Genomic DNA, 13,825 nt, shown 5'->3' with positions numbered 1-13,825 from the left:
GGGCGAACGGCAGGACTTCGTGGTTGAGTTGAGGAAATCCAATGTCTGAAAATGCAGCGCGCCGCCTGAGCCGGATGTTCCAGCTGATATCCATCGCCATCGACGCGCAGCAGGATCATTTGTCCGATCTCGACGGCGCGATCGGCGATGCCGACCATGGGATCACCATGTCGCTCGGCTTCGCCGCTGTTAACAGTGAACTCGCCAAGCTCGACCTCGACCGCGAATCGCCGTCCGATGTCTTTTCCACAGCCGCCGCAGCCTTTCTGAACGCCGCCGGCGCATCGACCGGCCCGCTCTATGCCACAGCCTTCCGCAAGGCCGCCCAAGCCTTGACGTCGACGGAAAGCCTGTCTCCGGCAGACCAGGCCATCATTATCGAAGCCATAGCCGCCGGCATCAAGGAGCGCGGCAAGGGCCAGCGCGGCGACAAAACCATGCTCGATGCCTGGATTCCGGCAGCTGAAGCCGCCATGGAAGCGGCTGCTCGCAAGGTGACGCCAAGCGAAATGTGGAACAGCATCCTCGCTGCCGCCCAGGACGGCGCCAATGCCACGCGGTCGATGATTGCCATGCGCGGCCGTGCAGCGCGGCTGGGCGAGCGGTCGTTAGGACATATCGACCCCGGCTCGGCTTCCGCCATTATCATCCTTAGCGCCATGCGGGATGCTTTTGCTGAAGAGGGCGGGGCTTGAGCGTACGCTTCCGTCCGCGGCGATCAGCGGGCCTCGTGTTGAATCCCTGTATAACGGCTTCCTATGCGTCGGGAGGTTCTGACTGCGGGTTGGCCATCGAGAGCAAATTGCTTTTAGACGGAATGACTCAAAACCCTTTACACCGTTGTCGCGATGGAAATGTCGAGGCATGGATTCCTGTGACAAGCACAGGAATGACGGAAGTGGAGATGGCGGTTCGCCAGTGTAAGCCGTTGTGCATGCTTTGAAGTCGAAGGTTATCAGAGACAATCCAGCAATCCGTCATTCCTGTGCTTGTCACAGGAATCCATGCCTCAACGCTGCCTCCGCCGCCAGGCTGGAGAAAATGCAAATTGCTTCTGTCTAAAAACAATCCGCTATCCGGCACTTCCCAGGCCACCCGCAATCTATCTCTTGACAATGTTCGATATCTTTTCGACAAATGTCAATGAAAGCGGCGCCACCGCAAATTACACTTCACCGCAAAACCAGGATTGACAACAGACAAAATAACCTGACAAATGTCAAAAATGGGTGGCGATGGTTTCAATCGCCAACGGCCGTGGAGGCGGCGGGCCCGATGAAGAGCGCAAAGCACTTCAGCCGAGGGAGGACGAGTTGGCAGTGAATGGCCGGGACTGGCAGACCTTATTTCTTGCGTTGATTAACATTGCCGTGCTGGCCGCGGGCGCGTTGTTGGCTGGCTCCAATTTCATGGACAGCTACAATCTGCAGTCCATGGCCTCGCAGGTTCCGGAACTCGGCCTTCTCGCGCTGGGCGTCATGCTGGCGATGATTTCGGGCAATGGCGGTATCGATCTTTCAGGCATTGCGCTGGCGAATCTGGCAGGCATCGTCGCCTTTCTGCTGACGCGCCAGTATATTTCGATGGACGATGCGCCCCTGCTGTTTTCATGGGTCTTTGCGGGTCTCGCCCTCGCCGTCGGACTGGCCGGCGGTCTCATCAACGGAGCCGTGATCGCCTATGCAGGGCTCACGCCGCTGATCGCCACGCTCGGAACCCAGCTTCTGTTCACGGGCATCGCCGTGTTTCTGACCAATGGTTCCGCCGTCAGCATGGGCTATATCGAGCCGCTCGATAATTTCGGCAATATGCCCGTTCTCGGCATTCCCATGTGCTTCGCGCTGTTTCTTGCCATCGCGGCGGCGCTGGCTTTCCTGCTCAAATTCACGCCTTTCGGGGTGAAACTCATGCTGCTCGGCAGCAACGCCAAGGCTGCGCGCTATGGCGGCATCAATGAAAAACGGATGCTGCTGATCACCTATACGCTGTGCGGGCTTCTCGCCTCCGTCGCCGGAATCATCATCGCAGCGCGCAATTCATCGGTGAAATGGGATTATGGCGGCTCATACGTGCTGATCGCGATCCTGATCGCCGTGCTCGGCGGGGTCAAACCGGAGGGCGGTTATGGCAAGGTGCTCTGCGTCCTGCTGGCCGCCACGGCGCTGCAGATTCTCTCGAGCCTGTTCAATTTCATGAATATTTCGAACTTCTTCCGTGACCTCGCCTGGGGTGTCCTGCTGCTGGCGCTTCTGGCGTCGGGCCGCCTGCACCTCAGCTACTGGCTCAGGCCAAAACGACAATAGAAACCATCTGCTTATATCAATGGAGGAGAAATATGAGCATATTTTCCAAACTGATAGCCGGGACCGCGCTTGCCGGCGCCGTGATGGCGGGTACCACCTTCGCTCAGGAAAAGCCGTCCATCGTGACCGTGGTCAAGGTTACCGGTGAGAACTGGTTCATCCGCATGAATGAGGGGGTCGATGCCTATGGCAAGGACAACCCCAATGTCAGTGCAAGCCAGATTGGCCCCGCCAAGGCCGATGCCGCGCAGCAGACCCGCATCATCGAAGACCTCGTTGCCAAGAACGTATCGGCCATTGCCGTCGTTCCGATGGACCCATCGGCGCTTGAAGGCGTGCTGCGGCGCGCTTCCCAGCGCGGCATCAAGGTCATTACCCATGAAGGCGACAGCCTCAAGAATACGGACGTGGATATCGAAGCCTTCGATAACAAGGCATTCGGCGCCCGTATGAATGAAAAGCTCGCCGAATGCATGGGCAAATCCGGCAAGTGGACCTCCTTCGTCGGATCGCTCGGCAGCCTGACGCACAATCAGTGGGTCGATGCCGGCGCGGAGAACGCCAAGAAATACCCTGAGATGGAACTGGTGGCCGAAAAGAACGAGTCGTTCAACGACGCCAACCGCGCCTATGAAAAGGCCAAGGAAATCTTGCGCAAATACCCCGATATCAAGGGCTTTCAGGGATCGTCGGCCATCGATGTGATCGGCATTGGCCGCGCCGTTGAGGAAGCCGGTCTGCAGGACAAGACCTGTGTTTATGGTCTGGGCTTGCCTAGGGATACCGGGCCTTATCTCGAAAGCGGCGCGGTCGACCAGATTTTCTTCTGGGATCCGAAGGATGCGGGCTATGTCATGAACAAGGTTTCCGATCTCGTTCTGAAGGGTGAGGAAATCAAGGACGGCATGGACCTTGGCGTGCCCGGCTATGAGAAGATGACCGTCATCAAGGGACCCGGCAAGGGCATCATCATCCAGGGACAGGCTTGGGTCGACGCGGATAAGAGCAACTACAAGAATTTCCCGTTCTGATCGGGAAACCGCGTCAAACCAGAACTTCCGGGGCCGCTCTCCCCCGACGGCCCCGGAAGGATATTCGAGCGTTTTCCAAGGATTCGCCATGCACGTCACCGATGCCATGTCACACGCTTCGCTCCCCTTTCTGGAGGTCAGGAACGTCAGGAAATCCTTTGGCGGGGTCAGGGCGTTGAAGGATGTCAGCCTGACGATCGAAAGCGGGCAGATCTATCATCTGATGGGTGAAAACGGCTGCGGCAAAAGCACCTTGATCAAGATACTCTCGGGCGCGCAGCTTGCGGATGAAGGGCAGATCCTGATCGATGGCAAGGCGACCGGCGAACGTGCCGGAGATCTCGGCGCCATCGGGGCGCTGCGTGCAGGCATCGAGACCGTGTATCAGGACCTGTCGCTGCTTCCCAACCTCTCGGTCGCCGAAAACGTCGCCTTTACCGAACAGCTTGTCGCGGCGTCCGGTCGGCTGGCGCGGCGGCTGAACCTCTCGCTGCTCTATGAAACGGCCCGGCGCGCGCTGGCCGAGGTGCATCTTCCTACCGACAGCGCATTCCTTTCCCGCAGGACCGATACGCTTGCCCTGGCGACACGCCAGTTGATCGCCATCGCCCGTGCGGTCGCTTCCGAGGCTCGCCTCGTGATCATGGATGAGCCGACCACATCACTGACGCGGCAGGAGGTGGACAATCTGCTCCGTGTCGTCGAAGGCTTGCGAAGCAAGGGAGTCGCCGTCCTGTTCGTCACCCATAAGCTCGATGAGTGCAAGTCGCTGGGCGGGCGCGCCATCATTATGCGCGATGGGTTGAAGGTAGCGGAGCTCGAGGTCGCCGGGCATAGCAAGGCGGAATTCAGTAGGCTCATGACCGGCCGGGAAATCAGCGAAACGCGCTATCGAAGCGACCCGAACCATGGCGAAATCATGATTTCGGCCGAAAATCTAGGTGATAATGTGGCGTTCAAAAACGTCTCGTTCAGCTTGAAGAAGGGCGAAATCCTCGGCATCACCGGTCTCATGGATTCCGGCCGCAACGAACTTGCCTTGGCGCTGGCGGGCGTCAGACCGGCGACAGCAGGCAGGATTTGGCTCAACGGGCAGGAAATAGCGCCCCGGTCAACGGCCGAGGCGATTCAATACGGCATCGGCTATGTACCCGAGGATCGTCTGACCGAAGGCCTTTTCCTCGAAAAGCCGATCCAGGACAACATCACCCTGCCGGTCCTTGGCCGCCTGCGCAACGCGCTGGGCGTCATCAGTTTCCGGCGCGCCAGGCGCGTGGCGGAGCAGAGCCTCGCCGATTTGCAGATCGTCGCGCCGGATGTTTCGGTTCCGGTTCAATCCCTGTCGGGCGGCAACCAGCAGCGTGTCCTCATCGGGCGGTGGCTGACTATCAACCCCAAATTGCTGATCCTTCATGGACCGACCGTCGGCGTCGATGTGGGATCGAAGGATACGATCTTCCGCATCATCCAGCGTCTCGCCGATGAGGGAATGGGCGTCATCATCATCAGCGACGACCTGCCCGAACTCCTGCAGAACTGCGACCGGATTCTCGTCATGCGCCATGGCCGCATCGTTGCGGCTCACCCGGCGGAGGGGCTGGCGGAAGAGACCATCTATCAGTCCATGGCCAGCGCGTCGAAGGAGATCGTTCAATGAGCGAGATCGCATCCGCAACCATCCCCGGCAAGGCGCCCCGCGGCACCGGGCAGCGCCTATGGGATCTGATGGGACGCCGGCCGGAACTGTTCACCCTGCTTCTGACTGTGGCGACATGCCTCGCCGTGATCGCCGCCAATCCCGATTTCCTGCAGATGAGCAATATTTTCGACATTCTGCGGGCATCCGTGGTGCGCGGACTGTTCGCGATGGGCGTCCTCGTCGTTCTGGCTTCGGGCGGCATCGACGTATCGTTCACCGCCATCGCAGCCTTCGTGATGTACGCGCTCACCATGCTCGTCACGAACTGGTTCCCGGACATGCCGATGGCGCTTATCCTGATCCTTGCGGCCCTCGGCGGGGCTGCCTTCGGCGCCGTGAACGGCCTTCTGGTGCAGAAACTGCAGGCGCCGTCGCTAATTGTCACCATCGGCACGCAATATGTCATCCGCAGCTTCCTGTTGACCTTCGTGGGCACGGCGCTGTTCATGAATATTCCGGCGGCGATGGACGCTTTCGGCAAGGCTTCGCTTTTCACCCATCATGCGTCGAACGGCGTCGTATCGTTTCTGCCCGCCACGGTTCTGGTGCTCGCGGCAGCCGCCCTCGTGACCTGGTTCATTTTAGAGCGTACCTTGATGGGCCGCGCGATTTTCGCCGTAGGGGGCAATCCGGCCATTGCCGAGCGCCTTGGCATCAACCTCTTTCGCGTAAGGCTGTTCGTCTTCGCCTATGCCGGGCTGTTGGCAGGGATTGCCGGCGTGGTGCATGTCTCCAGCAACCGCCTCGCCAATCCCTTCGACCTCGCCGGGATGGAACTGGAAATCATCGCCGCCGTCGTACTCGGCGGCGCCCGCATCACCGGCGGTTCGGGTTCGGTCATCGGCACCTTGCTCGGTGTGCTGCTGATAACGCTCGTCAGCAATGTTCTCATCTTTGTGGGCATTCCGAGCACGCTGCAACTTGCCATCGTCGGCATCTTCATTCTGCTGGCCGGCACGATTTTCGCCCTGCGCAATCGCGCCTGAGCACAATCAGCGCGCCTTTTCCGGGAGGCTCGAAGGCGCGGTTTCATATCTTTTTGGGAGGTTTTTCATGTCACATGACGTGTCGGTTGTCGGGCTTTACATTCTTGACGTGCTCGGCAGGCCCGTCGATGCCATTCCACCGGGCGGCAATGTCGAGTTCATCGATGAAATCCGCCTGACCGTCGCGGGCACGGCTGGCGGCACCGTCGTGGATCTGGCGAAGCTCGGCCTCAACTGTCTTGCGGTCGGCGCAGTCGGCGACGATGAGAAGGCGGATTTCGTCATCGCGACGCTTCAGCGCTTCGGCGTCGATGTGGCGCAGATGCAGCGGCTGAAGGGCGTCCCCACATCCTCCACCATCCTGAATATCCGCCGCAATGGCGACCGCCCGGCACTGCACGCGCGCGGTGCGTCCGATCATTTCGAGATCGCCGACAGCGCGCTCGACGCCGTCTTGGCACCACCGATCATCCATCTCGGCGGCACGGGACTTCTGGCCAAGCTTGACGGCGAGCCAAGCCGCAAACTGCTCGCCGAAGCGAAAGCCCGCGGCAGGACGACAACCTTCGACCTGCTCGGCGCGAATGAGGGCACGCTCGATCTCATCGCTCCGCTTTTCCCGCATATCGACTATTTCATGCCTTCGATTGAGGAGGCGAAACAGATCTCCGGTGCGGCCAGCGTGGAAGAAGCCGGAACGTTCTTTCTGAAGCGCGGCGTAAAGCATTGCGTGTTCACGCTCGGCGGTGACGGTGTCTGTTTCATGGATGCGTCCGGTGAGATCATGCGCCAGCCCGCGTTTCAGATCGAAGTCGTGGATACGACAGGCTGCGGCGATGCCTTCGATGCGGGGTTCATTACGGCCTTGCATCGTAAGATGGATCTGAAGAATGCTCTGAACTTCGCTCAGGCCTCAGCCGCGCTGGTGGCGACGGGACTCGGATCCGACGCGGGTATCCGCTCGTTCGAAGAGACGCTCGCATTCATGAACAGCGCGCCGGTCAAACGGTGATGGAATGGGCTGCTAGCGCGATTTGAGTTAGCGGAATTGCGAGGCAACCCCCCTCTGCCCTCCCGGGCATCTCCCCCTCAAGGGGGGAGATTGGCTGACAATATCTTCCGCCTTCATTCTGCGACGTTTGCGATTGGTGCCGGGCATCGATGAAAGCGTAATCCCCCCCCCCCCTTGAGAGGGAGATGCCCGGCAGGGCAGAGGGGGGTACTGTCTCGCCAACGCTTCCGTTTAAAAATAAAATTGCCCTAACTCGCAAGCAACGCCTCAGCGGCGTCCATGTCGGTGACCAGATGCGTGGCATAACCGCCGGCGAGAACCGCGCGAATTGCTTCGGCTTTGTGCGCGCCGCCCGCGACGCAAAGCCGGCTTGGAACGCGGCGCAGCGCGTCCAGCTCGATGCCAATGACGCGGCGGTCGAGCTCGCGGGCGATCTGGTTGCCCTCGCGATCGAGGAACCGGCAGATCAGGACCGCCGCAGCGCCCTCCGCGGCATAGGCGTCGATTTCCTCATTGCTCGCCACGTCGGCAATGCGCATCGTACTTTCGGCAGCAAGGCTGCCGACACCGAACACGATCATGCTGGCCTCTGCGATCAGCTCGAATTGCCGCTGGAGCACCGGCTCGCCCATCAGCGCATCGCGAAGGGCGGCGGTGCTCAGCACCGCCGGCGCCAGCATGTTGATGCTCGTCGCCCCCATGTTGCGGGCCATGATGGATGTGCACAGCTCGGCGGAGAATTCCCGCTTCCCGATAGACGAGCCAGTCACCTGCACCACCGTCAGCCCCTCCAGCGGCTGCGGCAGCGCGATTGCGTCGGCGACCGCCAGCACGGTGCGGCCCCAGGACACGCATATCGTTTGACCGGGTTTCACCATTCGCTCGATCAGCCGCGCGCCGCCGGTGCCCAACGCTTTCAGACGCGCTTCCGGCGTAACGGATTTTTCGGTCGGAATGACAAGCGCTTCGGTGAGGCCGAATTTCGCGGCGAGCTTGCGGGCGATGCCGGTGCGCGCGACGATGTCAGGATTCATGAGAATCCTGACCACGCCCCTCTGCCGGGCCTCCTGAAGATAATTGACGATGGTTGCGCGCGAAACCCCGATTTCCTGGGCGACTTCGTTCTGGGTCAACTGATTTTCGTAATAAAGCCACGCCGCCCAGACCACCGCGTCGTCGAACTCCGCAGGGATGGCATGCGGCGATGAATCACCCAATTTCATAATTGATTCCCACTATCTCTCACGTTCCTGAGTTGCACAGAAATGCCATTCGATCAATTCGGCTCGTTATCAGTTGACTATTGTCAAATATATATGTCAATTGTGCACAGAGGGAGTGCGATCTTCATAAGGCTTCATTAAATCGGAAAATTCCAGTTTTTCCGGAACATGTCTTGTGCGCGCATTTGGATATGCGGCGGCCAGCTAGGGGAACAACAAATGAAATCAAAATGGTCACAGGCGGATTTCGACGCGGTCGTCGGCGCATATGAAAAAGCGGGCGTTAACCGCGATGTCGCTATCCGGACCTATACGACACGGCTTCTTGGCTCCGAGCCGAAGCTCGTCCTGCATGGCGGCGGCAATACCTCCGTCAAGACAGTCCTGACCGACCATGATGGGAGCGAGGTTTCCGTGCTCTGCGTCAAGGGCAGCGGCTGGGATATGGGCACGATCGAGCCTGCCGGCTTGCCGGCGCTGCGCCTCGAGCCCTTGAGGGGAATGGTCGATTACGAGACGCTGTCGGATGACGACATGGTCATGCTGCAGCGGCGATTGCTGCTCGATCCGGCTGCGCCCAACCCTTCCGTCGAGGCCATTCTTCATGCCATCCTGCCGTTCAAGCATGTGGACCATACCCACGCCAACGCCATCGTAGCGCTCACCAATCAGCCGCGTGGCGAGGAGATTATCAGGGAAACCTTCCCGGAAATGATCGTCGTTCCCTATGTCATGCCGGGTTTCGATCTTTCCAAAGCCTGCCTGAAGGCTTTTTCGGCCCGTCCGGATGCTCCCGGCATGATCCTGCTGAAGCACGGTATCTTCACCTGGTCGGAAGACCCGCGCGAAGCCTATGAAAACATGATCGCCGCAATCGACCGGGCGGAGCAGCGGATCATGAGGGGCAATTTGCATCCTTTCGGCAACGCCAGCGCTAACCCCATCCCCCCATCCTCCGCATCGGCCAGCGATATCGCGCCGGTATTGCGCGGTGCAATTGCCATGGCGGGATCGCAGGAAGGACGCCCGCGCCGCTTCATCCTGGAGCATCGCGTGAATGACGAGATCCTCGACTTCTGCGGCGCGCCCAATGTTGCTGATCTCGTGCGCCGCGGCAACGCGACGCCGGAGCATGTCATCCATATCAAGCGCTATGGGATTGCCCTGCCGAGGCCCGAAATTGGCAGCCTCGACACATGGGCCGAGGGTGTGAAAGAGGCGGTGGCGGCTTATGCCGCTGAATACAAAGCCTATTTCGAGCGCAACAATGCGCGTGCCGGCGGCAGGAAGAAAATGCTCGATCCGATGCCCCGGGTCTTTTACGTGGAAGGCGTGGGACTTTTCGCGGCGGGAGCGACGCAAAAATCGGCTCGCATCTGCGCTGATGTCGCGGAAGCCACAATCGAGGTCATCCGCGGGGCGGAGGGTATCGACCGGTTCGAAGCCCTGCCGGAGGAAGATCTTTTCGACCTCGAATATTGGTCTCTGGAACAGGTGAAACTGACCAAGCAGACGGAAAAGCCGCTCACCCGGCAAATCGCTGTGGTGACGGGCGCAGCCGGTGGCCTTGGGCTTGCGATTGCAGAGAATCTGAAAAGCCAAGGCGCCGAGCTCGCCCTGATCGACATCGATGCTGAGCGGGTCGCAGCAGAAGCAAAGCGCCTCGGCGGCTTCGCCGTCGCCTGCGATCTGACCGACCCTGCCGCGGCCGAGAATGCCGTCGCCGAAATTGTCAGGCATTTTGGCGGCATCGACATCCTCATTTCCAATGCCGGTGCGGCCTTTCAGGGAGCCTTGATCAAAGTCGATGATGCGCTGTTCAAGGCCGCGTTCGATCTCAATTTTTGGAGCCATCACTATATCGCACGGGCTGTGGTGAAGGTGATGCAAAAACAGGGAACGGGCGGCTCAATCGTGTTCAATGTGAGCAAGCAGGCGGTCAATCCGGGTTCCGATTTCGGTCCTTACGGCACGTCCAAGGCCGCCCTTCTGGCCTTGATGCGCCAATATTCTCTGGAACATGCCGGTGACGGCATCACTGTGAACGCAGTTCACCCCGACCGGATACGAACCGGGCTGATGACGGATGAAATGGTCGAGGAACGGGCGCGCGCGCGGGGAGTAACGCCCGACATATACATGCGCGGCAATCTTCTGAAGCGCGAGGTGACCGCTGATGACGTGGCAGAAGCCGTCCTCCATCTCGTGAAGGCACGGGCATCGACCGGCGCGGTCATCACAGTCGATGGCGGCAATGTCGCAGCGATGATGCGATAGCCCCGGCTACCGCTCCTTCCCGCTGGTTTCGGCTTCCGCTGGCGGCAACGATGCTGCTGCCATGGCATCGCCATGGGTGAGCGCCCAGGCGCAAAGGGCCTCGAATGGCTGGCGCAGTGAGTGGCCCAACGGTGTAATGGCGTATTCCACGCCGATGGGCGCAGTCGGCAGCACCGTCCGCGTCACCAGCCCGTTCTTCTCCATCCGTTTCAGCGCGTCTGCCAGCGCCTTGTGCGTAACGCCGCCGAGGCGCCTCTTGATTTCGTTGAAGCGCGCCGGTTTCGGGCAGATCACGGTAAGGATCAGGATCGTCCATTTGTCCGCGATCTTGTCCAGCACGAGGCGCACCCGCGCCATGTCGGCACATGCGCGCTGTGAGAGTGTTTCGAGATCGGTATCGTCGGTCATATCTAGGCTATCCAAAGTGCGTTCTTGATATCAGATACACGATGTATACCTATCCTGCCATCGTTAAATCAAAGGAGACGACGATGGCTCGAATGGATGACAAGGTGGCGTTGGTGATCGGCGGAGCGAAGGGTATCGGCCTCGCAATCGCTGAGCGGCTGGCCGCCGAGGGCGCGACGGTGTTTCTCACCGGGCGGCGCGCGGATGAAGTGGAGGAGGCTGCGGCGAAGGTGGGGCAAGGGGCGCGGGGCATTGTCGCGGATGCGAGCGTGCCTGATGACGTGGCACGGGCGGTCGCAAGCATCCGGGACGCGCATGGCCGCATCGATGCGCTGGTGCTTAATGCCGGCATTTCGGAGCCGGCGGCTCTCGGCGAGATGACGCAGGAGCATTTCGACCGGCATTTTGCGGTCAATGTCCGTGGCCCGGTCTTTGCCATGCAGGCGGCGCTTGGCGATTTGAGCGAAGGCGCGTCGGTGGTGCTTGTCGGATCCATCGCGGGGGTGGCAGGTGTGCCGGAGCGCGGCGTCTATTCCTCCACCAAGGCGGCGCTGCGTTCCTACGCGCGGACGTGGACGGCGGAGTTGAGCCCGCGCGGCATTCGCGTCAACGTCGTCAGCCCCGGTCCCACCGACACGGCGATGATGGCGGCTACGTCAGAGGAATTCCGCAATGCGATCATCGCCCAGATTCCGCTCCGCCGCATGGCGCGTCCCGAGGAAGTCGCGGCGGCGGCAGTGTTTCTGCTGAGCGACGATGCCAGCTACATTGCGGGAACCGAGCTATTTGTCGACGGCGGCATAGCGCAGATTTAAGCGGTCCTCGCCGTCCCGGAGGGGCGCGACTGGACGGCCAAAGTGGAGATTACCCGGTAACTGCCGACAAGGACGAGCGCGGCGGAGGGCGCGCTCGTCTATTTATTTTGCCCGGGCTGCGGGGATTGACAGATGGCATCTGTGTAATGTTATTACGATATGATATGTAATAACATTAATGAGGCTCGTGAGGCACCGTCCACCACATCTGCCATCACAACCGGGCCTGCCACCCCGCTACGAAAGAAAGGGACACCATGAATATATCCCCCGCCCGAAACCGCATGACGGCCATCGTGGCCGCGGCACTCGCCCTGGCCACGCCGGGTGCGCTGGCCGATGATCGCGATACGGAGAAGGCTTGGCGGCTATTCGTCGCCGACCATACCCAGCCGGTCGTGCGCGCCATCGATTTCGAAACGGGAAAGGAGCTTGGCCGTTATCAGCTCAAGGGCCATGCGGCGCTGACCGCCAGCGCCTCCGGCCAGACCATTTTTGCGACGCAGCCGGACCATGGCATCACGCATGTCATTAAGACCGGCATCGAATTTTCAGATCATGGCGATCATCGCGATCTCAACGTCTCGGATGCTGCACTTCTTCCCGTGACCTTTGAAGGCGCGCGCCCCGGCCATGTGGTGCCGCATGACGATCATGCGGTGCTTTTCTACGACCATGGCGGCAAGGCGGACATTATCGACGAAGCGGCCCTTCTGGAAGGCAAGGCGCAGGTGCGCAGCGTCGATACGACAGAGCCTCACCACGGTGTCGCCGTGACCATGGGCCGCCATGTCCTCGTATCGGTCCCGGACACGAAAGCCGAGACCCCGCCCGATAAGCTGCCGCCCCGCGTCGGGCTGCGCGTTGTCGGCGAGGATGGCAAGCAGGTCGGCGATATCGCCACTTGCACGGACCTTCACGGCGAAGCCATGTCCGCGCGGCTCGTCGCCTTCGGCTGCAAGGAGGGCGTTCTGGTCGCGCGCCCAGGAGGCATTGATGGCCCGAAGCTGCAAATGCTCCCCTACCCCGCCGATTTCCCGAAGGGCTATACAAGTACGCTCCTTGGCGGCAAGGCGATGCAATTTTTCCTCGGCAATTACGGGGAGGACAAACTCGTCCTCATCGACCCGGACAATGAGAAGCCCTACCGGCTGGTCGAGCTGCCGACCCGGCGCATCGATTTCGTGCTCGATCCGGCAGAACTGCGCAATGCCTATATCCTCACCGAAGACGGCAATCTGCATGTGCTTGACGTGATCAAGGGTGAAATCGTCCGCAAGGGCAAGGTCACGGAGCCCTACAGCAAGGACGGTCATTGGCGCGATCCGCGTCCGCGCCTGGCTGTTGCCGATGGCGAGATAGTCATCACCGATCCGCGCCATTCCGTCATCCGCGTGATCGACCCGGAAACGGTGAAGGAAATCCGCACGATCCCGGTCGAAGGCCAGCCCTTCTCCATCGTCGCCGTCGGCGGCTCAGGCGCGGCTCACGGGCATTCTCACGACCATGACGACCCGGTCTACAAAGGCTATTTCGAGGACAGCCAGGTCACGGAACGCCCCCTTTCGGACTGGGCCGGTGACTGGCAATCGGTCTATCCCTATCTCCAGGACGGAACGCTCGATCCGGTGATGGAACACAAGGCGAAGCAGGGCGACCAGTCCGCCGAGGAATACAAGGCCTATTACGAGATCGGCTACCGGACGAATGTCGAGCGGATCGAGATCAAGGGCGACACCGTGACCTTCTATGAAAACGGGAAGCCGCTTCAGGCCCGCTATGCCAGCGACGGCTACGAAATCCTGACGTACAAGAAGGGCAATCGCGGCGTTCGCTTTATTTTCAAGAAGGTGGATGGCGACGAGGCGGCGCCGCAATACATCCAGTTCAGCGACCACAAGATCGCGCCGGAAGCCGCCGACCACTATCACCTCTACTGGGGCAATGACCGCGCCGCCCTTCTTAAGGAAGTGACGAACTGGCCGACCTATTATCCGTCCGCTTTGAGCGCAAAGGAAATTGCGCGCGAGATGATGGCGCACTGACAAGCACACGCAGCCGGCGCGATGGA

General features: G+C 60.4%; 11 protein-coding genes. 9 read left to right on the top strand and 2 right to left on the bottom strand.

What is annotated here, in order from left to right; all coding sequences use genetic code 11:
• Positions 1-41 precede the first annotated feature (41 nt).
• The 6 genes from dhaL (at position 42) to ACOWVG_RS15695 (ending at position 7,031) form a co-directional block, all read left to right on the top strand.
• On the top strand, positions 42-695 hold the full coding sequence (gene dhaL, locus ACOWVG_RS15720; protein WP_420963254.1) for a dihydroxyacetone kinase subunit DhaL: 654 nt from the start codon (positions 42-44) through the stop codon (positions 693-695).
• A gap of 624 nt (positions 696-1,319) precedes the next feature.
• The gene (locus tag ACOWVG_RS15715) at positions 1,320-2,303 is read left to right on the top strand and encodes an ABC transporter permease (protein WP_420963309.1); all 984 of its coding nucleotides are present in this window, start codon (positions 1,320-1,322) and stop codon (positions 2,301-2,303) included.
• A gap of 32 nt (positions 2,304-2,335) precedes the next feature.
• On the top strand, positions 2,336-3,334 hold the full coding sequence (locus ACOWVG_RS15710; protein ID WP_420963253.1) for an autoinducer 2 ABC transporter substrate-binding protein: 999 nt from the start codon (positions 2,336-2,338) through the stop codon (positions 3,332-3,334).
• Positions 3,335-3,422: 88 nt separating this feature from the next.
• Entirely contained in the window at positions 3,423-4,991 is a 1,569-nt protein-coding gene (locus ACOWVG_RS15705; RefSeq protein ID WP_420963251.1) for a sugar ABC transporter ATP-binding protein, read from the top strand.
• On the top strand, positions 4,988-6,019 hold the full coding sequence (locus tag ACOWVG_RS15700) for an ABC transporter permease (RefSeq protein WP_420963250.1): 1,032 nt from the start codon (positions 4,988-4,990) through the stop codon (positions 6,017-6,019). Before ACOWVG_RS15705 ends, ACOWVG_RS15700 begins: the two co-directional genes overlap by 4 nt.
• Before the next feature lie 67 nt (positions 6,020-6,086).
• Entirely contained in the window at positions 6,087-7,031 is a 945-nt protein-coding gene (locus ACOWVG_RS15695; RefSeq protein ID WP_420963249.1) for a carbohydrate kinase family protein, read from the top strand.
• Between the two features lie 248 nt (positions 7,032-7,279).
• Here ACOWVG_RS15695 and ACOWVG_RS15690 read toward each other — a convergent pair whose 3' ends face one another.
• Complete coding sequence (locus ACOWVG_RS15690) at positions 7,280-8,254, bottom strand: sugar-binding transcriptional regulator (RefSeq protein WP_420963247.1); 975 nt, start codon at positions 8,252-8,254, stop codon at positions 7,280-7,282.
• A gap of 219 nt (positions 8,255-8,473) precedes the next feature.
• On the opposite strand from ACOWVG_RS15690, the gene ACOWVG_RS15685 reads away from it, so the two are divergent.
• The gene (locus ACOWVG_RS15685) at positions 8,474-10,531 is read left to right on the top strand and encodes a bifunctional aldolase/short-chain dehydrogenase (protein ID WP_420963246.1); all 2,058 of its coding nucleotides are present in this window, start codon (positions 8,474-8,476) and stop codon (positions 10,529-10,531) included.
• Between the two features lie 6 nt (positions 10,532-10,537).
• On the opposite strand, the gene ACOWVG_RS15680 is transcribed toward ACOWVG_RS15685, so the two are convergent.
• The gene (locus ACOWVG_RS15680; protein ID WP_420963245.1) at positions 10,538-10,939 is read right to left on the bottom strand and encodes a winged helix-turn-helix transcriptional regulator; all 402 of its coding nucleotides are present in this window, start codon (positions 10,937-10,939) and stop codon (positions 10,538-10,540) included.
• A gap of 83 nt (positions 10,940-11,022) precedes the next feature.
• On the opposite strand from ACOWVG_RS15680, the gene ACOWVG_RS15675 reads away from it, so the two are divergent.
• Together ACOWVG_RS15675 and aztD are read left to right on the top strand one after the other, a co-directional pair.
• Positions 11,023-11,754, top strand: a complete 732-nt coding sequence (locus ACOWVG_RS15675) for an SDR family NAD(P)-dependent oxidoreductase (protein ID WP_420963244.1) — start codon at positions 11,023-11,025, stop codon at positions 11,752-11,754.
• A gap of 257 nt (positions 11,755-12,011) precedes the next feature.
• On the top strand, positions 12,012-13,799 hold the full coding sequence (aztD, locus tag ACOWVG_RS15670; protein ID WP_420963243.1) for a zinc metallochaperone AztD: 1,788 nt from the start codon (positions 12,012-12,014) through the stop codon (positions 13,797-13,799).
• The last annotated feature ends 26 nt before the right edge of the window (positions 13,800-13,825 follow it).

The organism is Brucella sp. IR073 (assembly GCF_049065735.1).
Lineage (GTDB): Bacteria > Pseudomonadota > Alphaproteobacteria > Rhizobiales > Rhizobiaceae > Paramesorhizobium.
The sequence above is the reverse complement of the archived record's forward strand: the minus strand, read 5'-3'. Positions and strand labels throughout refer to the sequence as shown.

Coding starts and splice junctions, on each gene's coding strand:
- dhaL (WP_420963254.1), top strand. CDS start 42: ATGTCTGAAAATGCAGCGCGCCGCCTGAGCCGGATGTTCCAGCTGATA.
- ACOWVG_RS15690 (WP_420963247.1), bottom strand. CDS start 8,254: ATGAAATTGGGTGATTCATCGCCGCATGCCATCCCTGCGGAGTTCGAC.
- ACOWVG_RS15675 (WP_420963244.1), top strand. CDS start 11,023: ATGGCTCGAATGGATGACAAGGTGGCGTTGGTGATCGGCGGAGCGAAG.
- ACOWVG_RS15680 (WP_420963245.1), bottom strand. CDS start 10,939: ATGACCGACGATACCGATCTCGAAACACTCTCACAGCGCGCATGTGCC.
- aztD (WP_420963243.1), top strand. CDS start 12,012: ATGAATATATCCCCCGCCCGAAACCGCATGACGGCCATCGTGGCCGCG.
- ACOWVG_RS15685 (WP_420963246.1), top strand. CDS start 8,474: ATGAAATCAAAATGGTCACAGGCGGATTTCGACGCGGTCGTCGGCGCA.
- ACOWVG_RS15710 (WP_420963253.1), top strand. CDS start 2,336: ATGAGCATATTTTCCAAACTGATAGCCGGGACCGCGCTTGCCGGCGCC.
- ACOWVG_RS15695 (WP_420963249.1), top strand. CDS start 6,087: ATGTCACATGACGTGTCGGTTGTCGGGCTTTACATTCTTGACGTGCTC.
- ACOWVG_RS15700 (WP_420963250.1), top strand. CDS start 4,988: ATGAGCGAGATCGCATCCGCAACCATCCCCGGCAAGGCGCCCCGCGGC.
- ACOWVG_RS15705 (WP_420963251.1), top strand. CDS start 3,423: ATGCACGTCACCGATGCCATGTCACACGCTTCGCTCCCCTTTCTGGAG.